The sequence below is a fragment of the Bradyrhizobium sp. Ses1 genome, from assembly GCF_059512365.1.
The window spans coordinates 193,261-215,380 of sequence record NZ_JCAMOQ010000002.1; the positions used below are offsets into that span (position 1 = coordinate 193,261).

At 64.2% G+C, this 22,120-nt stretch carries 16 protein-coding genes and 1 pseudogene; 7 read left to right on the plus strand and 10 right to left on the minus strand.

The window, feature by feature from the left end; all coding sequences use genetic code 11:
• The first annotated feature begins 245 nt into the window (after positions 1-245).
• Positions 246-1,040 (plus strand): enoyl-CoA hydratase/isomerase family protein, encoded by a 795-nt coding sequence (locus tag AC5ZG5_RS03850; protein WP_456641081.1) that lies wholly within the window; start codon positions 246-248, stop codon positions 1,038-1,040.
• 9 nt (positions 1,041-1,049) lie between these two features.
• On the opposite strand, the gene AC5ZG5_RS03855 is transcribed toward AC5ZG5_RS03850, so the two are convergent.
• Together AC5ZG5_RS03855 and AC5ZG5_RS03860 are read right to left on the minus strand one after the other, a co-directional pair.
• On the minus strand, positions 1,050-2,756 hold the full coding sequence (locus tag AC5ZG5_RS03855; RefSeq protein ID WP_456641082.1) for an IlvD/Edd family dehydratase: 1,707 nt from the start codon (positions 2,754-2,756) through the stop codon (positions 1,050-1,052).
• 76 nt (positions 2,757-2,832) lie between these two features.
• Complete coding sequence (locus tag AC5ZG5_RS03860) at positions 2,833-3,651, minus strand: NAD-dependent epimerase/dehydratase family protein (RefSeq protein WP_456641083.1); 819 nt, start codon at positions 3,649-3,651, stop codon at positions 2,833-2,835.
• A 102-nt stretch (positions 3,652-3,753) separates the two neighbouring features.
• Between AC5ZG5_RS03860 and AC5ZG5_RS03865 the strand changes: the two genes are divergently transcribed.
• Entirely contained in the window at positions 3,754-4,716 is a 963-nt protein-coding gene (locus AC5ZG5_RS03865; RefSeq protein WP_456641084.1) for an SMP-30/gluconolactonase/LRE family protein, read from the plus strand.
• Positions 4,717-4,769: 53 nt separating this feature from the next.
• On the opposite strand, the gene AC5ZG5_RS03870 is transcribed toward AC5ZG5_RS03865, so the two are convergent.
• Positions 4,770-6,200, minus strand: a complete 1,431-nt coding sequence (locus AC5ZG5_RS03870) for an aldehyde dehydrogenase family protein (protein ID WP_028165029.1) — start codon at positions 6,198-6,200, stop codon at positions 4,770-4,772.
• Positions 6,201-6,393: 193 nt separating this feature from the next.
• Positions 6,394-8,760: a thiamine pyrophosphate-binding protein gene (locus AC5ZG5_RS03875; RefSeq protein WP_456641085.1), complete on the minus strand. Its 2,367-nt coding sequence runs from the start codon at positions 8,758-8,760 to the stop codon at positions 6,394-6,396.
• Between the two features lie 139 nt (positions 8,761-8,899).
• Between AC5ZG5_RS03875 and AC5ZG5_RS03880 the strand changes: the two genes are divergently transcribed.
• Positions 8,900-9,361 (plus strand): Lrp/AsnC family transcriptional regulator, encoded by a 462-nt coding sequence (locus AC5ZG5_RS03880; protein WP_028165031.1) that lies wholly within the window; start codon positions 8,900-8,902, stop codon positions 9,359-9,361.
• A gap of 171 nt (positions 9,362-9,532) precedes the next feature.
• Here AC5ZG5_RS03880 and AC5ZG5_RS03885 read toward each other — a convergent pair whose 3' ends face one another.
• Positions 9,533-9,751, minus strand: coding sequence for a hypothetical protein (locus AC5ZG5_RS03885; protein WP_456641086.1), 219 nt, complete (start codon positions 9,749-9,751; stop codon positions 9,533-9,535).
• Between the two features lie 567 nt (positions 9,752-10,318).
• Positions 10,319-11,488, minus strand: a complete 1,170-nt coding sequence (locus AC5ZG5_RS03890; protein ID WP_130228855.1) for a fumarylacetoacetate hydrolase family protein — start codon at positions 11,486-11,488, stop codon at positions 10,319-10,321.
• A gap of 152 nt (positions 11,489-11,640) precedes the next feature.
• On the opposite strand from AC5ZG5_RS03890, the gene ppk2 reads away from it, so the two are divergent.
• The gene (gene ppk2, locus AC5ZG5_RS03895; protein WP_130228856.1) at positions 11,641-12,561 is read left to right on the plus strand and encodes a polyphosphate kinase 2; all 921 of its coding nucleotides are present in this window, start codon (positions 11,641-11,643) and stop codon (positions 12,559-12,561) included.
• Between the two features lie 253 nt (positions 12,562-12,814).
• Here ppk2 and AC5ZG5_RS03900 read toward each other — a convergent pair whose 3' ends face one another.
• The 4 genes and pseudogenes from AC5ZG5_RS03900 to AC5ZG5_RS03915 all read right to left on the minus strand — a co-directional run bounded on the left by AC5ZG5_RS03900 (position 12,815) and on the right by AC5ZG5_RS03915 (position 19,823).
• Positions 12,815-15,895, minus strand: a complete 3,081-nt coding sequence (locus tag AC5ZG5_RS03900; protein ID WP_456641314.1) for an autotransporter outer membrane beta-barrel domain-containing protein — start codon at positions 15,893-15,895, stop codon at positions 12,815-12,817.
• Positions 15,896-16,110: 215 nt separating this feature from the next.
• Entirely contained in the window at positions 16,111-17,067 is a 957-nt protein-coding gene (locus AC5ZG5_RS03905) for a DMT family transporter (RefSeq protein ID WP_456641315.1), read from the minus strand.
• A 211-nt stretch (positions 17,068-17,278) separates the two neighbouring features.
• A pseudogene (locus AC5ZG5_RS03910) lies at positions 17,279-18,113 on the minus strand (aldo/keto reductase).
• Positions 18,114-18,338: 225 nt separating this feature from the next.
• Positions 18,339-19,823 (minus strand): aldehyde dehydrogenase family protein, encoded by a 1,485-nt coding sequence (locus tag AC5ZG5_RS03915; protein ID WP_456641087.1) that lies wholly within the window; start codon positions 19,821-19,823, stop codon positions 18,339-18,341.
• A gap of 119 nt (positions 19,824-19,942) precedes the next feature.
• On the opposite strand from AC5ZG5_RS03915, the gene AC5ZG5_RS03920 reads away from it, so the two are divergent.
• From AC5ZG5_RS03920 to AC5ZG5_RS03930, 3 genes are all read left to right on the plus strand, one after another.
• Positions 19,943-21,028: a substrate-binding domain-containing protein gene (locus tag AC5ZG5_RS03920; RefSeq protein WP_130228860.1), complete on the plus strand. Its 1,086-nt coding sequence runs from the start codon at positions 19,943-19,945 to the stop codon at positions 21,026-21,028.
• Between the two features lie 33 nt (positions 21,029-21,061).
• On the plus strand, positions 21,062-21,481 hold the full coding sequence (locus AC5ZG5_RS03925) for a glutamine amidotransferase-related protein (RefSeq protein WP_456641316.1): 420 nt from the start codon (positions 21,062-21,064) through the stop codon (positions 21,479-21,481).
• A 95-nt stretch (positions 21,482-21,576) separates the two neighbouring features.
• On the plus strand, positions 21,577-22,014 hold the full coding sequence (locus AC5ZG5_RS03930; protein ID WP_456641088.1) for a VOC family protein: 438 nt from the start codon (positions 21,577-21,579) through the stop codon (positions 22,012-22,014).
• Positions 22,015-22,120 lie beyond the last annotated feature (106 nt).

The following is a 22,120-nucleotide window of genomic DNA, read 5'->3' on the forward strand; positions in this document are numbered from 1 at the left end:
GTTACGAGCGCGCTGAAGCGACCCATGCCATTTCCTCACTTAGATGTTGGCTTGTTCGCGTCGTCCGTGCGGCGCTCGTGTCCGCGTCCCGAACGATGGCAGGCGCCATTTGGCCTCATGCTTTGCCGCGATGCAAGAGTGTTTTCCGGCGGCAAAACCAAATAAGGCGGCATTTTATGGAGAGTGGGATTGTCACCCCTCCGATCTGCGCCTTAAATGTCGGCCAACCATCCCGGAGGCCGCTCATGCCGACACCCGACACCACTGCCACCGATCCGGCACTGCTCACCATCGACGGCGCAATTGCGACGATCACGCTCAACCGGCCGGCGGCCTTCAACGCGATCGACCTGTCGATCGCAAAGAAGCTCGAGCAGTTTGGCGCTGAAGTTGAGCGCAACGACAACATCCGCGTGCTGGTGATCGAAGGTGCGGGCCGCGCTTTCTGCGCCGGCGGCGATCTGCAGACCATTGGTGCTGCGGTCGAAGCTGACAAGGTCAAGCCGGTGGTCGGCGAGTTGCTCAAGCACTATCACGCCTTCATCGCGACGCTGCGGCGGATGCCCAAACTCGTGCTGGCGAGCGTGCATGGTTCGGCGGCCGGCGCCGGGCTTTCGCTCGCCTTCGTTGCCGATCTCTGCATCGCGGCCGAAGACGCCCGCTTCACGCCGGCCTATGCCAAAATCGGCGTCTCGCCCGATGGCGGCGGCACGGTCGGACTTGCCGCGAGCGTTGGGCCTCGCCGTGCGCTGCAGATCTTCCTGGCCGAGGACGGTTTTTCGGCGGCGCAGGCTTACGATTGGGGCCTCGTCGCGAAGGTCGTTCCGGCAATCGAGCTGAAGGCAGCGACGCGCGAGTTTGCGCTGAGGCTCGCGCAGACCGCGCCGGCCGGACTTGCGGCGACAAAGGCCTTGATCCATCGCGCGCCGACGACGCCGATCCAGGCGCAGCTCGACGCCGAGCGCGATGCCATCATCGACTGCATGAACACGGATGAATTCCGCATCGCCGTGAAGAAATTCACCAGCAAGTCGAAATAAGTTGGAGTCCTACTCCTTCCCACCGACGCGCATGAAATCGAAATCGCAGCCTTCATCGGCCTGCAAGATGGTCTCGTTGAAGAGGTGCGCATAGCCGCGCTTCGCCCAATCGGGCGTAGCCCGCGGCGGCAGCGCGGCGCGGCGCTGCTGCAATTCGGCCTCGTCGACCAGGAGATCGATACGGCGCTTTGCGACATCGAGCTGGATCATGTCGCCGTTCTTCACGAGCGCCAGCGGACCGCCGACGGCCGATTCAGGCGTGATGTGCAGCACGATGGTGCCGAACGCCGTGCCGCTCATGCGCGCATCCGAAATCCGCACCATGTCCTTCACACCGGCACGTGCAAGCTTCCTGGGGATCGGCAGATACCCAGCCTCGGGCATGCCGGGCGCACCCTTGGGGCCGGCATTGCGCAGCACCAACACGTCGTCGGCGGTGACATCCAGTTCGGGATCATCGACGCGGAGCGTCATGTCTTCGACGGATTCGAACACGACGGCGCGCCCGGTATGCTGCAACAGCTTCGGGCTCGCGGCGGACTGCTTGATGACTGCGCCGCGCGGCGCCAGATTGCCGTGCAGGATCGCCATCGCGCCCTCGGTCTTGATCGGATTCTGGCGCGAGCGGATCGCATCCTGCCGTGGCACGTCCTCGGCGGCCGCAACGACCTCGCGCAGCGTCTGCCCGGTAATGGTCTTCGCATCGAGATCGATGAGATCGCCGAGCTGCGCCATCAGCTTCGGCACGCCGCCTGCATGATGGAAATGCTCCATGTAATGCTCGCCCGACGGCTTCAGGTCGACCAAAACAGGCACCTCGCGGCCGAGCTTATCGAAAGCTTCGAGGTCGACCTTGTGCGGCGAGCGATGTGCGATGGCAGTCAGGTGGATGAGACCGTTGGTCGAACCGCCGATCGCCTGCATCACGACCTGCGCGTTACGGAACGAGGCCGGCGTCAGGATTTCGCTCGGCTTCGGCCCTTTGGCCTTTGCCATCGCGGCGGCGGTCCTGCCGCTCGCTTCCGCGGAGCGGAAGCGCTCGGCGTGCGGCGCCGGGATCGTCGCACTCATCGGCAGCGACAGTCCGAGCGCCTCGGTGACGCAGGCCATGGTGGAGGCGGTGCCCATCACCATGCAGGTGCCGACCGAAGGCGCGAGCCGGCCGTTGACCGCCTCGATCTCGTTATCGTCGATCTCGCCGGCGCGGTATTTCCCCCACAACCGCCGGCAATCGGTGCAGGCCCCTAACACCTCGCCCTTGTGATGACCGACCACCATCGGTCCGACGGGGATGACGACCGTCGGCAGATCGGCGCTGACCGCGGCCATGATCTGCGCCGGCAGCGTCTTGTCGCAGCCGCCGATGACGACGACCGCGTCCATCGGCTGGGCGCGGATCATCTCCTCCGTGTCCATCGCCATCAGATTGCGCAGATACATCGAGGTCGGATGCGCAAAGCTTTCTGCGATCGAGATCGTCGGAAACACGAATGGCATCGCGCCTGACAGCATCACGCCGCGCTTCACCGCCTCGAGGATCTGCGGGACGTTGCCGTGGCAGGGATTGTAGTCGCTATAGGTATTGGTGATGCCGACAATCGGACGATCGAGCGCGTCGTCCGAATAGCCCATCGCCTTGATGAAGGCCTTGCGCAGGAACAGCGAGAACCCGGCGTCGCCATAGCTCGTCAGCCCCTTGCGCAGTCCTTCAGCCATTGTCTTCTTCCTCTTGTCTCGTTACGGGCACTAACGGCGTGCGGCGGTCATTGTCAACTTTGGATCCCTGAGTGCGTCACTTCCAATCGATGACCCGGCTCGTGTCACCGTCGAACTCCATGCCGCAGAACGCGCCGCCCTGGTAGAAGTCGCCGACCGGATCGGGCGGCAGCTTGGCCTGCTCGGCCATTGCGTGCTCGCGGAACTCCTCCGCGCGGCCGGTCGGGCGATAGCCGAGATCGTAGGCACGGTGATTGTCCCACCAGGCGCGTTCGTTGCGGGAGGCGCCGTAAAAGATCTCGAAATGGATGTCGCGATGCTCGAGCCCGATGCGGCAGAGCTGCACCAGATCCTCCGGCTTCAGCCAGATCGAGAGCCGGCGATGATCGAGCGGTTTGTCACCGAAATTGCCGATCCGCAGGCAGGTCACCTTCAAACCGTGCTTGTCGGCATAGAGCGCGCCGACCGCCTCGCCAAAGACCTTGCTGACGCCGTAACGGCTGTCGGGACGCGCAGTGACATCGGTGCCGATGCGATGATGGCGCGGATAGAAGCCGACCGCGTGGTTCGAGGAGGCGAAGATCACGCGCTTCACACCCTTCTTGCGGGCGGCCTCGAATAGATTGTAGCAGCCGATGATGTTGGACTGCAGGATGGAATCCCAGGGGCCCTCGATCGAATAGCCGCCGAAATGCAGGATGCCGTCGACGCCCTCGCAGATCGCCTCGACCTGCGCGAGGTCGGCGAGATCGGCAGGCTTGAATGTTTCGTTTGCGCCCAGATCGGCCGGCGTCTTGAGATCGCTGAGCACGAGGTCGGGATAGATCGGCGGCAGCAGCTTGCGCAGGCTGGTGCCGATACCGCCGGCCGCGCCGGTCATCAGGATGCGTGGCATTTCGTCCCCCGTTTCTTCGCTCGTTGTTTCCGCCGATTTGCGGTCGGTGTCTGACAATGATAGCAAAATGAGGCGCGAGGAACATCACAACGAGAACAGCAAATGTCCGATACGCATCCCGCCGGCTGGCGTCCGGCGACGTTCTATCCCGATCCCGCGATCCATGCGCTCGATCCGCGCTTCGAGAAATACTGGCTCAAGCTCTCGGCGGTGGAACGGCTGACCACCGGCCTGCGCTGGGCCGAGGGCCCGGTCTGGTTCGGTGACGGGCGTTATCTCCTGTGCAGTGACATCCCCAACCAGCGCATCATCAAGTGGGAAGAGGAAACCGGCGCGGTCAGCATCTTCCGCAAGCCCTCCAACTTCGCCAATGGCAACACCCGCGACCGGCAGGGTCGGCTCGTCACCTGCGAGCACGGCGGCCGCCGCGTCGTGCGCACCGAGTATGACGGTTCGATCACGGTGTTGATGGACTCCTTTGGCGGCAAACGGCTGAACTCGCCCAATGACGTTGTCGTGAAGTCCGACGGATCGATCTGGTTCACCGATCCCATCTTCGGCCTGCTCGGCAACTATGAAGGCTACAAGGCCGAGCCCGAGATCGATGCCAACGTCTACCGGATCGACGGCGAGACCGGCGAAGCGACCATCGTCGCCGAGGGCGTCCTGGGGCCGAACGGGCTGTGCTTCTCGCCCGATGAAAAGATCCTCTACATCGTGGAATCCCGCGGCGTGCCGAACCGCAAGATTCTTGCCTATGACGTCGCGCCTGGTGGCGACAAGATTGCCAACAAGCGGGTCTTCGTCGATGCCGGCCCGGGGACGCCCGACGGGATGCGCTGCGACATCGACGGCAACCTCTGGTGCGGCTGGGGCATGGGCGATCCCGAGCTGGACGGCGTCCTCGTGTTCGCGCCCGACGGCGTCATGATCGGCCGGATCGCTTTGCCGGAACGATGCGCCAACCTCTGCTTCGGCGGCTTGAAGCGCAACCGCCTGTTCATGGCCGCCAGCCAGTCGATCTATGCGCTTTATGTGAACACGCAAGGCGCGCTCGGCGGGTAGAAACACGGCGCCGGGGCGAAGGCCCCGGCGCCGCAATGGTGTCGTGAAAGGGTTTACGCCGCGTTGAAGCCGGCGACGGCCTTCACCTCGAGATATTCTTCCAGGCCGAACCTGCCCCATTCGCGGCCGTTGCCGGACTGCTTGTAGCCGCCGAACGGCGCGGTGCGCTCGTTCGGCACGCCCTGCAGGTTGACGTTGCCGGCGCGGATCTGGCGACCGACCTTGCGCGCGCGCTCAACCGTGCCGGCGGAGACGTAGCCCGCGAGACCATAGGGCGTGTCATTGGCGATGCGCACGGCGTCTTCCTCGTCCTTGGCGCCGATGATTGTCAGCACCGGTCCGAAGATTTCCTCGCGGGCGATCGTCATCTCGTTGGTGACGTCGGCGAAGATGGTCGGGCGGACGTAGAAGCCCTTGTTGACGCCCTCCGGCAGGCCAGGACCACCGGCGACGAGCGTTGCGCCTTCGTCGATGCCTTTCTGGATCAGCGCCTGGATCTTGTCCCACTGGCCGCGGTTGACGACCGGGCCGATGGTGGTGCCGTCGGCGCGGGGATCGCCGGCCTTGGTCTTGTCGGCGACGCCCTTGGCGATCGCGGCCACTTCCTTCATCTTCGACAGCGGCACGATCATCCGCGACGGCGCGTTGCAGGACTGGCCGGAATTGTTGAACATGTGCATGACGCCGCCGGTCACCGCCTTGGCGAGGTCGGCGTCGTCGAGGATGACGTTCGGCGACTTGCCGCCGAGTTCCTGGCTGACGCGCTTCACCGTCGGCGCGGCGCGCTTGGCGACATCGACGCCGGCGCGGGTCGAGCCGGTGAACGAAATCATGTCGATATCAGGATGCTCGCTCATGGCGGCGCCGACTTCGGGGCCGAGGCCGTTGAGCAGGTTGAACACGCCCTTCGGCACGCCGGCTTCATCGAGGATCTCGGCGAAGATCAGCGCCGAGGTCGGCGTGAACTCGGACGGCTTCAGGATCATGGTGCAACCGGCCGCAAGCGCCGGCGCGACCTTGCAGGCGATCTGGTTCAGCGGCCAGTTCCAGGGCGTGATCATGCCGATGACGCCAACCGGCTCGCGCACGATCACGGCGGTGCCCATGGTCTCCTCGAACTCGTACTTTTTGAGCACTTCCAAGGTGTTCATGAGATGGCCAAGGCCAGCGCCGGCCTGCAGCTTCTCCGCCATCGGCAGCGGGGCGCCCATCTCGTCGGAGACGGCGGCGCCGATCTCCTTCATGCGGCGCTTGTAGATCTCGACGATCTTGGTCAAAAGCGCGACGCGCTCCTCGCGGCTGGTCTGCGAATAGGTCTCGAAGGCACGCTTGGCGGCAGCCACGGCCTTGTCGACGTCGGCCTTGGAGCCGAGCGCCACTTCATACATCGCCTCTTCGGTCGCCGGATTGATGACGGGGGTGGACTTCTTGACGACGGGATCGACCCAGGCGCCGTCGATATAGAATTGCAGGCGGTTGACCATCGGAAACCTCTTGTGCGGGGCGTATGGAGAACAGAACGGAAGCGTTCGGCAGGCATCCTTGCACGAAAGCTTGATCAGTTGAACCCGCCATATGCGGTGGCGCCGCGATGCGGCGGACACCGGATATAAGATCAGCCTTGCGATGGTGGCAAGACGGCTCGCTGTCGCTCCTTCCCCTCTCCGTCCTCCTGCCTTACACCGCCATTTTGCGGTGCCGCACCGGGGCCCCGATGGTTACCGCTTCGGCGGCGTCGATAATGGCGTTGGCGTCGATGCCGTGGTGGCGATAGAGGTCGCCGATCGTGCCGGTCTGGCCGAAATGCTCCACCCCCAATGCCTCGACGCGATGGCCGCGCACGCTGCCTAGCCAGCCGAGCGAAGCCGGATGGCCATCGAGCACGGTGACGAGACCGCAGTCGCGGTGCAGGACCGAGAGCAGCTTTTCGACATGGCTGAGATGCTGCACGCCCCGCCGGTCACGGCGCAAATTCCGTGCCGCGGTCCATCCGGCATGAAGCCGGTCGGCGGAGGTGATGGCGAGCAGGCCGACATCGCGATGGCTCTCGCCGATGAAACCAACCGCCTCGATCGCCTCCGGCGCAACCGTGCCGGTATAGGCAACCACGATATCACAGTTCGGCCCCGGCCGCCGCAGCCAATAGGCGCCGTCGGTGATGTCGCGCTGCAGTTCGCCCGTCATGATCCGCTGCGGCTGCTCGATGGTGCGGGTCGACAGCCGCAAGTAAACCGAGCCGCCCTCGGCGCCCTCACGCTGCATGTGCTGGAAGCCCCATCCCATCATCACCGCGAGTTCGTCGACGAACGCAGGCTCGAATGCGGTGAGCCCATCCTGGCCGATGCCGATCAGCGGCGTCTTGATCGACTGATGCGCGCCGCCTTCGGGCGCCAGCGTCACGCCCGATGGCGTCGCCGCCACCATGAAGCGCGCATCCTGGTAGCAGGCATAGTTCAGCGCATCGAGGCCGCGCTCGATGAAGGGATCGTAGAGCGTGCCGACCGGCAGCAGCCGCTCGCCGTTGATCTGGTGCGACAACCCGAGCGCCGAGAGCAGGATGAACAGGTTCATCTCGGCGATCCCGAGCTCGAAATGCTGTCCCTTCGGCGAATATTCCCAGGTGTAGGCGGAGGGAATCTTCTCCTGCCGGAACAGATCGTGGTTCTCCGCCTTTGCGAACAGGCCGCGGCGGTTGACCCAGGCGCCGAGATTGGTCGACACCGTGACATCGGGCGACACCGTGACGATGCGCGAGGCGAGCGCACTATCACCACGGGCGATCTCGTTCAGCACCAGGCCAAAGCCCTGCTGCGTCGACATCTGCGCCGACGGCTTGTAGGCAAGCTGCGGCGGCACCTCAATCTGAGGCGCCTCCAGCCGGCGCCGTCCCTCGCGGTTGAATGGCGCCTCGCCCAGGAACGCTTCGAGCGCGGCCGCATCCTGCGACAGGCCTTCGAACTTCTCCCACTCATGGCCCGGCCGGATGTTCTGGCTCGCGCGCCATTTCTCCATCTGCGCGACCGTCATCAAGCCGGCATGGTTGTCCTTGTGGCCCTGGAACGGCAGGCCGACGCCCTTGATGGTGTAGGCGATGAAGCAGACCGGACGATCGTGATCGATCGCCTCGAACGCCTCGATCATACTCGCCATGTCATGGCCGCCGAGATTGGACATCAGCGCCAGCAGCTCCTCGTCGCTGCGGCGGTCGATCAGGGCCGAGACCGGTCCCTGGTCGCCGATGTCGTCCTGCAGATGCTTGCGGAAGGCAGCGCCGCCCTGGAAGCAGAGCGCGGCATACATCTGGTTCGGGCAATTGTCGATCCAGCGCTTCAACGCCTCCCCGCCCGGCTCGGCGAAAGCCTCAAGCATCAGCTTGCCATATTTGACGATGACCACGTCCCAGCCGAAATTGCGGAACATGGTTTCGAACTTGGCCCACAATCCTTCGCGCACGACGGCATCGAGCGACTGCCTGTTATAGTCGACCACCCACCAGGTGTTGCGCAACCCGTGCTTCCACCCTTCGAGCAGCGCCTCGAAGATGTTGCCCTCGTCCATCTCGGCATCGCCGACCAGCGCGATCATGCGGCCTTCGGGACGGTCCTGCATCCAGCCGTGCGATTTGACGTAGTCCTGCACCAGCGAGGCGAACAGCGTCTGCGCCACGCCGAGCCCGACCGAGCCGGTGGAGAAATCGACGTCGTCGACGTCCTTGGTGCGCGAGGGATAGGACTGCGCGCCCTTGTAGCCGCGAAAATTCTCCAGCTTCTCGCGGGTCTGATGCCCGAACAGATACTGGATCGCATGGAACACAGGGCTCGCATGCGGCTTCACCGCGACGCGGTCCTGTGGGCGCAGCACCGAGAAATAGAGCGCCGACATGATGTTGGCGAGCGAGGCTGATGATGCCTGGTGGCCGCCGACCTTCAGCCCATCCGCATTGGCGCGGATGTGGTTGGCGTGATGGATCGTCCATGACGACAGCCAGAGCACCTTCCGCGCCAGCGCGGACAACAGTTCCAGGCGAGCGGGCGCAATTCCCATGATCGTGCTCCGGGCGTGATTCAAATATGCGCCGATTTTAGCGGTGTCGCCATCGGCAAAAATCTCAATTTCTTGCGACATACCGTCCAGGATTGGGATAAATTCCCACGTCCTGCTTCCAAACTGCGAGTTCATCCCAATGCCAGCGCTAGACGCCATCGACCGCAAAATCCTCAGCCTGCTGCAGACCGACAGCCGCATGACCATGCAGGAGCTCGCCGACAAGGTCGGTCTGTCGGTCTCGCCGTGTCACCGCCGCGTGAAGCTCCTGGAAGAGCGCGGCGTGATCACGCGCTATATCGCCACCGTCGACCAGAAGGCGCTCGGGCTGCATGTCAGCGTCTTCATCTCGATCAAGCTGGCGCGGCAGAAGGAGGAAGACCTCAACCGCTTCGCGCGCGCGATCTCGAAATGGGACGAGGTTCTGGAATGCTATCTGATGACGGGCAACCGTGACTATCTCCTGCGCGTCGTCGCCGCCGACCTCTCCTCCTATGAAGCGTTCCTGAAGAACAAGCTGACGCGGCTCGACGGTATCGCCTCGATCGAGTCGAGCTTTGCATTGAGCCAGGTGAAGTATTCGATCGCGCTGCCGGTGTGAGGCGTGTTGCGATTCCATAGGATGGGTAGAGCGCAGCGAAACCCATCATTCGCGCAGCTTGCTCCATCCCGATGGGTTTCGCTTCGCTCTACCCATCCTACGATTCCCGCGAAGGCGGGCACCCATAACCACAGGGAGGTGTTGTGGCGCGAGCCACCGCTCTTTCCACCGTCATTGCGAGCGCAGCGACGCAATCCATTTCTCCGCAAGCGGCACTATGGATTGCTTCGCTGCGCTCGCAATGACGGGGATGGGTTCGGATTCGAATTTCAAATAGCGTGAGGATGTGAGTTCGCGTTCTCGCAGCACGACGTGCCCGAGCTTTGCTTCAGTTTCCGCCCTCTCAATCAGCAGAGGGCGCAGGGAAAGCCGGGTGCCGGTTGCACCCATGGGTCCCGTGCAACAAAAAGCACGGGGGTAGGACCACAGGTTCAACCGAAGCATTCCGGCTTTCCCTGCGCGATGGTGTTACGGTTTCCTTCGTGCTCTCCCCGGTGACCGGGCTTTTTTGCCACCGTCACTTCGCAAGAAGCTTAGCGCCAGCGTCGGGGCGCCAGGACCACACGACTTCGCCGTCCGCTGATGTCGCGTTCGCCTATCGCAACACCTGCGTCCACCGCATCTCACCGCAACGTTCGTGACGATCGCGAGCCGCCCCTCATCCGCCGTGAGACGCGCGGAGTTAAATCACTGATTTGCCCGACGACGGAAGCGGAATGTTTTTCGCGCGAGGGCTGGACAGACTTTTGATGATTTGCCCGTCGGGTTGATTTGTCGCGGGTCGCGTGCCAAATCCATGCTTGTCATTCCGGGGCATCGCGAAGCGATGAGCCCGGAATCCATTTCTCCGCTTGCGTCTACGGCTCGATGGATTCCGGGTTCGTGCTTCGCACGCCCCGGAATGACGGCGGAATTTGAGGCTCGAGAAGCGGTGGGGTTACGCTTCGCTAACCCACCCTACGAACCACGGACTGCGAGGCTCTTCATCAGGGCCGATATCCCAAACGTCCAGGGTTCGCATTCGTCGCTTGAGCGCATGCGGTTGACGAGCTTGCCGAGCTCGGGGGCCGCGATCGTGACGATGTCGTCGCGCTTGTGGGTAAAGCCCTGGCCCGGCGTATCGCGGTCCTTTACGGGCGCGAACATGGTGCCGAGGAACAGCGCAAAGCCGTCGGGATATTGATGGACCGGTCCGATGGTCTGCGCCACGAGGTCGGTCGGATCGCGGCTGATCTTGCTGATCGACGAGTGGCCATCGAGGACGAAACCATCCGCTCCGTTCACGGTCAGGCCGACATCCATGTTGCGGACATGGTCGAGCGAAAAGCTGGCATCGAACAGGCGGAGCAGCGGGCCGACCGCGCAGGAGGCATTGTTGTCCTTGGCCTTGGACAATAGCAGCGCCGAGCGGCCCTCAAAGTCGCGCAGGTTGACGTCGTTGCCGAGCGTGGCGCCGACGATGTTGCCGCGGCTCGAGACGATAAGCACAACCTCCGGCTCCGGATTGTTCCAGGTCGATTTCGGATGCAGGCCGGCATCCATGCCGGTGCCGACCGAGGACAACACCGGCGCCTTGGTGAACACCTCCGCATCGGGGCCGATGCCGACTTCCAGATACTGGCTCCAGGCCTGCTGCTCGATCAGCACCTGCTTCAGCCGCATCGCCTCCTCCGATCCGGGCTTGAGCTTGGAGAGATCGTCGCCGACCAGCCGCACCACCTCTTTGCGGATGGCCTCGGCAGAAGCGGGATTGCCGCGCGCTCGCTCCTCGATCACGCGCTCCAGCATCGAAATGGCGAAGGTGACGCCCGCGGCCTTCAACACTTGCAGATCGAGCGGCGCGAGCAGCCACGGCTTTTGCCGATCGCGGCGGTCCGGCGGCGCGTTGGCCACGATGCTGTCGAGGTCGCCGACGGGCTCGCCCTTGAAGGCGCGCAGCGCAGCGGCCGGATCGCTCTCCTCGCACAATGCGCTGACAGTCGGAAAGCGCGCGGTCACATCGAACACACCGTCGCTGCGCACGGCGACCACGGCCGGTCCGTCGCGCCGCGGCAACCAGACGCGCCCGACCAGCGTGCCGTTGGTGCCGTCCTCCGGCAGGATGTCTTTGGCAGTCAGCGTGATCATCGGGCTATCTCCCATCCCTTTTCGTTGTTAGCGGCGCTTCTTAGCACGCCTGCGACGCCAGTGTAGAGACGCTCGTCATCCCGATGTCACAGAAGCAGCGTCAATTCCGGCACTCCACATCCCGACTGTGAGCAGCCGAGAGACAGCACTCCATGACCACATCCACTCCGATCGACGAAGCCGCCCTGCGCGAGCGCATCAACCAGGAAATCGCCGACAATCTTGACGAGGAACTCGAGCTCGAACTCGACGATACGCGGCTGGACGATCTCGACGATGTCGCGCGGGCCGGGCTGCCTGTGCTCGATCGCAAGCTCTATTTCCGGGAATTGCTACGGCTGCAGGGCGAGCTCGTGAAGCTGCAGGACTGGGTGCAGCACGAGAAGAAGAAGGTCGTGATCCTGTTCGAAGGACGTGACTCCGCCGGCAAGGGCGGCGTCATCAAGCGCATCACCCAGCGCCTCAACCCGCGTATCTGCCGCGTCGCGGCGCTGCCGGCGCCAAGCGAGCGGGAGCGGACCCAATGGTACTTCCAGCGCTATGTCGCGCATCTGCCCGCCGGCGGCGAGATCGTGCTGTTCGACCGGAGCTGGTACAACCGCGCCGGCGTCGAGCGCGTGATGGGCTTCTGCACCGACGAGCAATACCAGGAATTCTTCAAGTCGGTGCCGGAGTTCGAGCGCATGCTGATCCGCTCCGGCACCATCCTGATCAAATACTGGTTCTCGATCACCGATGACGAGCAGCAATTCCGCTTCACGATGCGGATCCAGGATCCGCTAAAGCAGTGGAAGCTGAGCCCGATGGACGTCGAGGCACGGTCGCGGTGGGAGCAGTACACCAAGGCCAAGGAGACGATGCTGGAGCACACCCACCTGCCCGACTCGCCCTGGTGGATCGTCGATGCCGTCGACAAGAAGCGCGCCCGGCTGAACTGCATCTCGCATCTGCTCAGCCAGATTCCGTATCAATCGGTGCAGCACATCCCGGTCGTGCTGCCGCCACGCGTCCGCAATCCTGACTATCATCGCGGTCCGGTCCCGCCGGAGATGTACGTCCCGGCGGCGTTCTGACGGAAGACATTGTAGGGTGGGCAAAGCGCAGCGTGCCCACCTTTCTTGCACCGATCGTGGATGGTGGGCACGCTGCGCTTTGCCCACCCTACGACTCTTCTCCCTCTCCCCGTTCTTACGGGGAGAGGGTTGGGGTGAGGGTGCCTCCGCGCAGACGGTAAGAGACCAATCCGCGGAGACAGCCCCTCACCCGGACCGCATCTGTCGATGCGATCCGGCCTCTCCCCGCAAGCGGGGCGAGGCAAGTAGACGGCTACCAGGAAAAGCGCACGACGCCCTTGCCGGCATAGGATTGGCTGATGCCGGAGAATTCGCCTTCGAAGGTGCCGGCCGCGGACCAGCCGTTCAGCCACTTCATCTCCAGCGACGCCGTGGTGAGCGCGGAATCGGGCGCCTGCGCCGCGCCGTTGACGACGAAGGCTGCGCCCGGCAGCGTTTGGAACACGGCGCTCGCGGCGCGGTCCGGATTGAAGTCATGCGCCCAGGCGGCGCGGCCGCGCAGCGTCACTATTCCGTCCTCGACGGCGAACGACTTGTCCGCGCGCAGGCCGAGCTCGGTACGCGTGTCGGTGACGCTCTTGGCGCTGTAGTTCAGTGCAAAGGCGTTGGCGCCGGAGACCACGGCCTCGGCGTAGTTCGGCAGCTCGAAGGTCGTCGCCTGCGCCGCGGCGTAGGGCGTGAGGCCCAGCCACGGCGTGGCGTAGCGATAGCCACCCTCGAGCCGGCCGGAATAGGTGTTGGCGTTGAACTCCGCGCGGAGATGGTCGACACCTGCGACGGTGACGAAGCGGTCCGTGGTGACATCCTGCCAGCCATAGGCGAATGCGGCGGAGAGATAGGCCGGGCCTGTGGTAGTGCGCGCGAATGCGCCGGCCTGGAACAGGTCGGAGCGGCCCCAGCCGAGGCCGTTGACGCTGAAATTGGTGCCGCCACCGGCAAGCGCAAAACCTGCGAGCAGCGACGGCGAGACGCGATAGTCGAAACCGACGGCAGTGCCATAGACGCTGCTGCTGGCGTTGTTCGAGCCGAGCACGGCGTTGCCGTCCGTGGTCTGCGAACCGCCAAAGCCTGCGGCCCACACGCGCCAGCGCGGATCGAAGCCCGGCGGCGCGGCAGGCGCTTTGCGATAGACGGCAGCATAGGCATCGCGTTCGCGCTTGCTGCGCGCCGTGCGGGTCGAGGCGTAGGCGTTGGCGCCGTCCACATCGGCAAAGGGCGTTGCGCCCGCGCCGTCACCGGAGCCGCCGTCGCGGCCGGCGATGAACGGATCGGTCAGCAATCCCAGGAACAGGTTCATCGCGTTGAAGGTCGCCTGCTGCGATCCCGTCGCCACCTCGCCGGAGGCTTGCGTCAAGCCGGCCGGCGTCAGCGACGCGAACGGCAAGGGAATGCTGCCATTGGCATTGAAGAAGTTGGTCAGCGCGTTGGCGACGTTGTGCTGATTGATGGTGAGATTGGATTTGGCGCCGAAGTCGAGGCCGAACGTCAGGTAGGCATTGGTCGCGTCATAGCTTAGCGCGGCCGTGAGTGCGCCGGGCAGACCGGACACGCTGAGGCCACTGAATGTCGTCCCGCCAAGGCCGCCATCCGCGGTCAGGATCGTATAGGGCCGCTTCGAGATCGAGCTGCCGGGCGAGAGGCTGGCGGCGACGGAGCTGCCGAGCGTTGCGGTGCCGGTCACGTGGGCGAAGGAGGATGCGGTAGAACTAAGCTGCACCAGATAGAGCGCGCCGGACTGCAGCGCGAGATTGCCGGCAACCGTGGTGGAGGCGCCTGGCACCGCATTGCCCGGCATGAACGCGCCGCCGCTTGCGATCACGGTGTTGCCGACCGTGCCAATGCCCGAGAGCACGCCGCCGGCGCTGACCGCCACGCTGCCGTTGATGACGCCATCGACCGCGAGCGTGCCGCCGAGCACGTTCCAATCCTGGGCACCGGTGCCGGTCACGGTCCATTTCGAGCTGTCGACCTTGTTGAAGGTCGAGAAGCCATCATACTGATTGCCGGGTCCGATCAGGCTGAGGTCGAACGTGCCTGTGCCGGTGCCGCCGAGCTGGAAGGTGTCGCTGCCGTTGGCAAGCACCAGGCCGTGGATGACGCTACCCGGGCCAAGCGTCAGCACACTGGCGGAGCCGGGGGCGCAGCCGCAGAATTCGATCGCAGCGAAACCGGCGGCGGCGTTGATGGTGCCCGAGTTGAAGACAGAGCCGCCACCGTTGACCACGATGCCGACGGCGTCGCTGCCGACATTGATGGTCCCGGTGTTGATGACCTGGTTGGTGCCGGCAGGTCCGGCAGTCGAGACGTTGATGCCGGCGGCCGGCGCGCCGTTTCCGACGGTGATTGTGCCCGCGTTTGTGACGGTGACGGAATCGCCGACCGCGAAGATGCCAACCGCGCTGTCGCCGCCGACAATGCTGCCTGTGTTGGTGATCGTGCCGGACGCGCTGAGAGAGTTGGGGAACAAGACGATGCCGTAGCCCAACATGCCGACGTGGATCGCGCCGCTGTTGGTGATCGCGGGGCGGTCGCCCACACCGTAGATGCCGACGGCGCCGTCCGCGCCGGTGATCGATCCGCTGTTCGTGACCCTCGCATCATCGCCTTGCACGGCGAGGCCGATGCCGGCTTGGCGCAGCGTGATGGAGCCGGCGTTGCTGATCACGGCATTGTTGCCCTGCACGGACATGGCCGCAGCACCGTCGCCGACTGCAATGCTGGCGCCTGCGGCATTGATGAGCGTGTTGTTGTCGTTTATCGCGCTAATGGCTCCGAAGGGCGAGAGCGAAACACCCATTGTGATGGTGCCGGCATTGGTCACCGTGCTGTTGCCCGCGACGAAGATGGCGCTGCCCTCGTCACCGATCGTGATGGAGCCCGTCGCGGCGTTTATGATCGTGTTGTTCCGACCCGCGAAGATGCCGGTGCCCTGTGTTCCCGCAGAGAGCGCGCCGCTGTTGGTGACGACGTTGCCGTCGCCGACCGAGATCGCGATTCCGTTCGAGATGGCGGAGATGATCCCGTTGTTGGTGACGGTGTTCGAGTTGCCGGCGCTCAGGCCAGTCCGCGAGGGATCCGGATTCAGCGTGCCCTTATTGATGACGGTGTTGGAGTCGTTGAGACCGACCGCCGCCGTGCCGTTGTCGTTGAGGATTGCCCCCGACTGCACGGTGACGGTGAGATTGTTGACGCCGGCGCCGGCCTCGAAGCCATCCGGGAGGAACCCGCTGCAGGTGACGGCCTGGCCGCTGGTCGCCGGATCGGGCAGGCATTGCGCATGCGCCGCTACGGTCGACAGACACAGGCCAGCCAGGATCGCCGCCACGGCAGCCATGTGCGCGCCGAGACCGGCAGGCAACCGAAACCACACGCCAACGCCCCCTCATTCCCCCTGCGCCCTGCGGCGCTTCCCTGGAACTCAGGTAGCATGCGGTTTCCCGACCGGTGGCAAGAATCCGGCCGAATGCCGCTGATCGCTCAGTTTTCGCGGCGCCACTGTGGCGCGGTCGCAACGATTGCGCGGCGATACGTCTCACTCCGCGCACGAAGTCAGGCGTTCGGCGAAGGCTCGCCGGGCACGGTCAGGAGCTGCGAGCGACGGATTCGCTCGCGGTGGGCGGTGTAGAGGCCGGACGCGACGATGAAGGCGGCGCCGATCACGGTCCAGATGCTCGGCACCTCGCCGAAGATGAAGAAGCCGAGCAGGCTGACCCACAGCAATTGCGTGTAGGAGAACGGCGCCAGCACCGAGGCATCCGCATAGCGGAAAGCCAGCACCACGATCCACTGGCCGGCGGTCGAGGCCACGCCGACCAGGATGCCGAGAAGAATGTCGTGCCAGGTCGGCGTGACCCACGCGAACGGCACCATGACGGTCATGATCGCGAAGCCCACGATGGCGGAATAGGTCATGGTGGTGATGGCGGCATCGCGGCCGCTGATCATGCGCGTCATGATCAAGGTCGACGCCCAGCAGAAGGCCGACAACAGCGGGAAGAAGGCGGCGACGTGGAACGCGCTGGTGCCGGGCCGCAGGATGATGAGGACGCCGATGAGGCCGAGCGCGGTCGCGATCCAGCGCCGCAGGCCGACCTTCTCGCCCAGGAAAACGATCGACAGCGCCGTGACGTACAGTGGCGCCACGAAGCCGGTGGCGGAGGCTTCCGCGATCGGGAGGAAGGCCAAGCCGGAGATGAAGAACAGCGACGAGCCGAGCAGCGTCGCGCCGCGGAGGAACTGCAAGCCGACCCGGCCGGTTCGCAGCGCAAACAGCGGCGAGCCCGGCAGCATCGCAGGCGACATGATCAGCGCGAACACCAAGAAGCGCATCCAGGTGATCTCGATCGATGGCAGCGTCGCCGACAGATATTTCGAGGTGACGTCGGACGTGCCGAGAAAAATCGTCGACAGCAGGATCAGCGCGATGCCCTTGAACGGCCGATCGGCGCGCGCGGGGGCTTTGCGGGAGACGGATTTCTTCGCAGGCGAAGATTTCTTTGCAGGCAATGGCAAAGGTGCGCTGTCCAGCCTGGCGGCTGCGGCGGGGGGCGGTGTCACGGCAATCTCGGAGGCACAAATAAGCGAATCTGCGAGCCTCAAAAAACGCCAAATGGCGGCGCGCGACAAGGCCTGAAAACAGGACTCCGATATGCGCGAATGTGCGCGGCCGCACGCCACGAAGGTTGCAACACTTTGTTAAGAATCGTGTTCGCTATCGCTAGAGCATCGGCAAACTTCGCGGCTTGGGACCGCGCGGAAAAGCCTTGTCTAAAGCTTCGATCTCGCTGGCGCTGAGCACGAGATCGCCGGCCGCCGCATTCTCAGCGGCGTGCTCCGCGCTCGACGCTTTCGGGATCGAGAACACGGACGCCGCGCGGGTGAGAAAAGCCAGCGCGACCTGGCGTGGCGTTGTGCGCCTTCGCGACCTCCTGCAGCACCTCCCCGCCCTTGCTCCGTGGCGAAGGAAAATCATTGTGGCCGAACGGCGAGTAGGCGACCACGGCGACGCCATGTTTCTCGCACCACGGGATCACAGCATGCTCGATCGCGCGCTCCTGCAAATGATAGAGCACCTGGTTGCAGGCGATCCTGCCCTTACCCGAAACTTCCAGGATCTCGCCGAGATCATCAGCGTCGAAATTGCTGACGCCCCAGGACCGTATTTTCCCGGAGGCGACCAGTTCCTCGAACGCTGCGACGGTGTCTTCCAGCGGATAGGATCCGCGCCAGTGCAACAGATAGCAGTCGAGGTGGTCGGTCTTCAGCCGCTTCAGCGAGCGCTCGCAGGCAGTGATGGTGCCGCGGCGCGAGGCGTTGCTGGGCAGGACTTTCGAGACCAGGAACAATTCGTCGCGCCGGCCTTGAATCGCATCCGCGATCACGAGCTCTGCGTCGCCATACATCTCCGCAGTGTCGATATGGGTCATGCCAAGCTCGATGCCACGGCGCAGCGCCGCCACCGCCGCCTTGCGGTCGCCGCGGTCGAGATACCAGGTGCCCTGCCCGATCACGGAGACATTGGGGCCATTTGGGCCGAATTTTTTCGTGCGCATGATCGCCTCGCTCATCGGGAGAGACCAACCCTAGACGATTGGTGAGGCGATGTCGCGGCAATACGCCCTGTCGTTCCTGCGAAAGCAGGGACCCATAACCACAGGAAGATGTTGTGGCGCGAGCAAGCAGTTACAGCCACGCATCTCATCAAGTCCTGTGGTTATGGGTCCCGGGTCAAGCCCGGGACGACAGCGGAGTTTGTGGCGCGCGCATGCATGTCGCCGTCAGACGTTGAGGTTCATCCAGACCGCCTTTGGCTCGGTGAAATTGTCGATCGCGGCGGTGCCGTGCTCGCGGCCGAGGCCTGAATCGCGCTCGCCGCCCCAGGGCAACCGCACATCGGTGTAGCCATAGGTGTTGATCCACACCGTGCCGGCCCGCGCGCGCTTGGCGAAGCGCTGCACGCGGCCGATGTCGCTGCTCCAGACACCGGCGGCGAGGCTGTAGGCGGTGCCGTTGGCGATCCGAAGCGCATCGGCCTCGTCCTTGAACTTGATCACGCTGACGACGGGCCCAAAGATCTCCTCCTGCGAGATCCGCATCTCGTGCTTCACATTGGCGAACACAGCCGGGCTGATGAAATAGCCGCGATCGCCGACGCGCTCGCCACCGGTCACAAGCAACGCGCCCTCGTTCTTGCCGATGTCGACATAGTCGAGAATGGTCTTCATCTGCTTGTCCGAAATCACCGGTCCGAGCGCCGTGGCGCGGTCCTGGGGATCGCCGATGCGGAGCGCGCTTGCGCGTGCGGCCAAGCGTTCGACCACCTCGTCATAGACGCTCTCCTGTACAAGGACGCGCGAGCCGGCCGAGCAGACCTGCCCGGCGTTGAAGAAGATGCCGGCGGCCGCAGCCTTCGCCGCGGCATCGAGGTTCGCGTCCTCGAAGATGACGTTGGCCGACTTGCCACCGAGCTCCAGCGACACGCGTTTGAAATTGCCGGCTGCGCCGCGCATGATTCCGCGACCCACACCGGGCGAGCCGGTGAACGTGACCTTGTCGACGTCAGGGTGATTGACCAGCGCCTCGCCGGCGATGCGGCCGGGGCCGGTGACGATGTTGAGCACGCCGCGCGGCAGGCCGGCTTCAAGCGCGAGCTCGCCGATCCGGAGCGCTGACAGCGAGGTCAGCTCGGCCGGCTTCATCACGATTGTGCAGCCGCACGCCAGTGCCGGCGCGAGCTTCCACATGCCGATCATCAGCGGAAAATTCCAGGGCACGATCGCGGCGACCACGCCGACCGGCTCGCGGACCGTGTAGGTCAGCGCATCGTCGCGGGTGCTCACGACATCGCCGCCGATCTTGTCGGCCCAGCCGGCGTAATAGGTCAGCGTGTCGATCGCGGCCGGAAAGTCCTGCCGCAGCACCGCCGCGATCGGCTTGCCGGCATCGAGGCTCTCGAGCTCGATGATCTCGTCGGCATGCTGCTTCAAGAGCTCTGCCCATTTCAGAAGGATGTGCCCACGTTCGGCGGCGCCCATGGTGCGCCATGGTCCCTCAAAAGCGCGGCGCGCGGCAGCGACAGCGCGATCGACGTCCGCCGCTCCGCCTTCCGCGATCGTCGCGATCACGTCCTCGGTCGCGGGGTTGAGGGACTTGAATGTGCGTCCGGAGATGGCCGGGACGCGGGCGCCGTCGATCAGCAGCAACTCTTCCGGGGCGGCGGAACGGCCGAGGGCCTCCTGCGCATATTCATATGCAATTGACATCATATTTCCTCCTGGTTGGTATACCAAACCTAGGAGAAGAGGCCCCACAGTAAATATGATATGTTCTGCCTATGGCTCGCGAAAATATGAAGTTCATTTCATAATGAAAAGCTTCGACGATGCTGCACATCGAGATTGAAACCATCTGGCGATTTCACCGCGAAGGCAGCCCGCAGACGGCTGTGGTGATCCTCGGCATCCTCAACGAGATCCGCAAAACCGGGAAAATCTCCAGCGCGGCCACTGACGCGCACCTGTCCTATCGCCACGTCTGGAACCTGATCGACCAATGGTCGGAGTTCTTCGGCGTGCCGCTGGTGGAGACCCAGCGCGGCAAGGGCTCGAAGCTGACGCCGTTCGGCGAGAAGCTGGTCTGGGCCGGCGAGCGCATGCAGGCTCGCCTTGGCCCGCAACTCGAAAACCTCGCGCAGGAGCTGGTCACGGAGATCAAGCCGTTCCTGCACCAGCGTCCCTCGGTGATCCGCGTTCATGCGAGCCACGGTTTTGCGGTGTCAAAGCTGCGTGAATTCCTCGACCGCGAGCCCGGCATGGGCGTCGACCTCCGCTATGTCAGCAACCAAAACTCGCTGGTGTCGCTGGCGCAGGGCGCCTGCGACCTCTCCGGCGTGCACCTGCCACGCGGCGAATTGCGCGCGCAGGGCATCAAGGCGTGCCGCGACTGGCTCGATCCGCGCGAGGACCGCGTGATCAGTTTCGTCACGCGCGAAATGGGCCTGATGGTCAAGCGCGGCAATCCGCTCAAGATCAGCTCACTGAAGGATCTGGTCGATCGCAAGGCGCGCTTCGTCAACCGCGATCACGATTCGGGCACAAGGCAGCTTTTCGACCAGCTGCTGGCACTGCACCGGATTGCCGAGAGCAGGATCAATGGCGCACAGCAGATGGAATTCACCCATGCCGCCGTTGCCGCCTATGTCGCCAGCGGCATGGCGGATGCGAGCTTCGGCGTCGAAGCGGCCGCCCGCCAATTCGGGCTCGATTTCATCCGGCTACTGACGGAAGATTATTTCTTCGTCTGCAAGAAGGCGTTCCTCGAGTCAGAGCCGATGCGGCGCCTGCTCGAGATCATGAAGAGCGGCGCTTTCCACAAGGCCATCGACGCCCTTCCCGGCTACGTTGCCTCCGAAACCGGCAAGGTCAGTGGCGTGAAGGATTTCCTGGAACGCATGCACTCTGATCGCTGAGGCCGCGCCGGCCGTTCGCTGGCCGAAATTGCACTGCTCGAGCACCGGCTGCAGCAGGACCTGCCGACGCTCGGGATCTACCTCGGTGCCCAGCTCATGGCACGCGCGCTCGGCAGCCGCGTATTCGCCGGCCATGCCAAGGAGATCGGCTGGGGAACCATCGACCTCACGGGCGAAAGCGCCTCGTCCTGCCTGCGCCGCCTCGGGAAAGGGCCGACCGTGCTGCACTGGCACGGCGACACTTTCGATCTTCCGCAGCAAGCTGTGAGGCTCGCTTCAAACGCCAATTACGAGAACCAGGCCTCCGCCTATCGGCAGAACGCGCTTGCGCTCCAGCTCCATCTCGAGGCCGACCGGCGTCAGCTGGAAGAGTGGTATGTCGGCCACGCGGCCGAATTGTCGGCGTTAAAAACGGGGTGGCGGTTTGAGGCGGTCCATGATTCAAGCTTCTGATGTGGACAGCATGAATCGGACCCAGACGGCCGCCGGTGTTGGGGGCACCTCAAGCGTCCGTTGTTGGACTCGGCGACACCTTGGAGATTGGACACATGGCGCTCAAGCGGATGGACAACGTAGGAATCGTCGTCGAAGACCTCGGAGGGACGATTGATTTCTTTCGCGAACTCGGCCTCGAGCTCGAAGGGCGTGCCACGATCGAAGGAGAATGGGCCGGACGTGTCACCGGACTGGGCGATCAGCGTGTCGAGATTGCCATGATGCGCACACCGGACGGCCACAGCCGGCTCGAGCTCTCCCGCTTCCTCACGCCGCCTGTCGTCGCAGATCACCGGAACGCCCCGGTCAATGCCCTAGGCTACCTCCGCGTCATGTTCGCCGTGGACGACATCGACGAGACGCTTGAAAGGCTCCGCACGCGCGGCGCGCAGCTCGTAGGCGACGTAGTCCAGTATAAAGACGCGTATCGGCTCTGCTACATCCGTGGGCCTGAAGGGCTTCTGATCGGACTCGCCCAAGAACTCGGCTGAGCGCAATACGAAGACAAACGGCGAAGAGTGACCAATTTCGGCGAGCGCGTCCGAGGCCGCCCCGCCTGTTCGAGGTCCATCCCTCCAACCGACGGCCTCTGCCGTC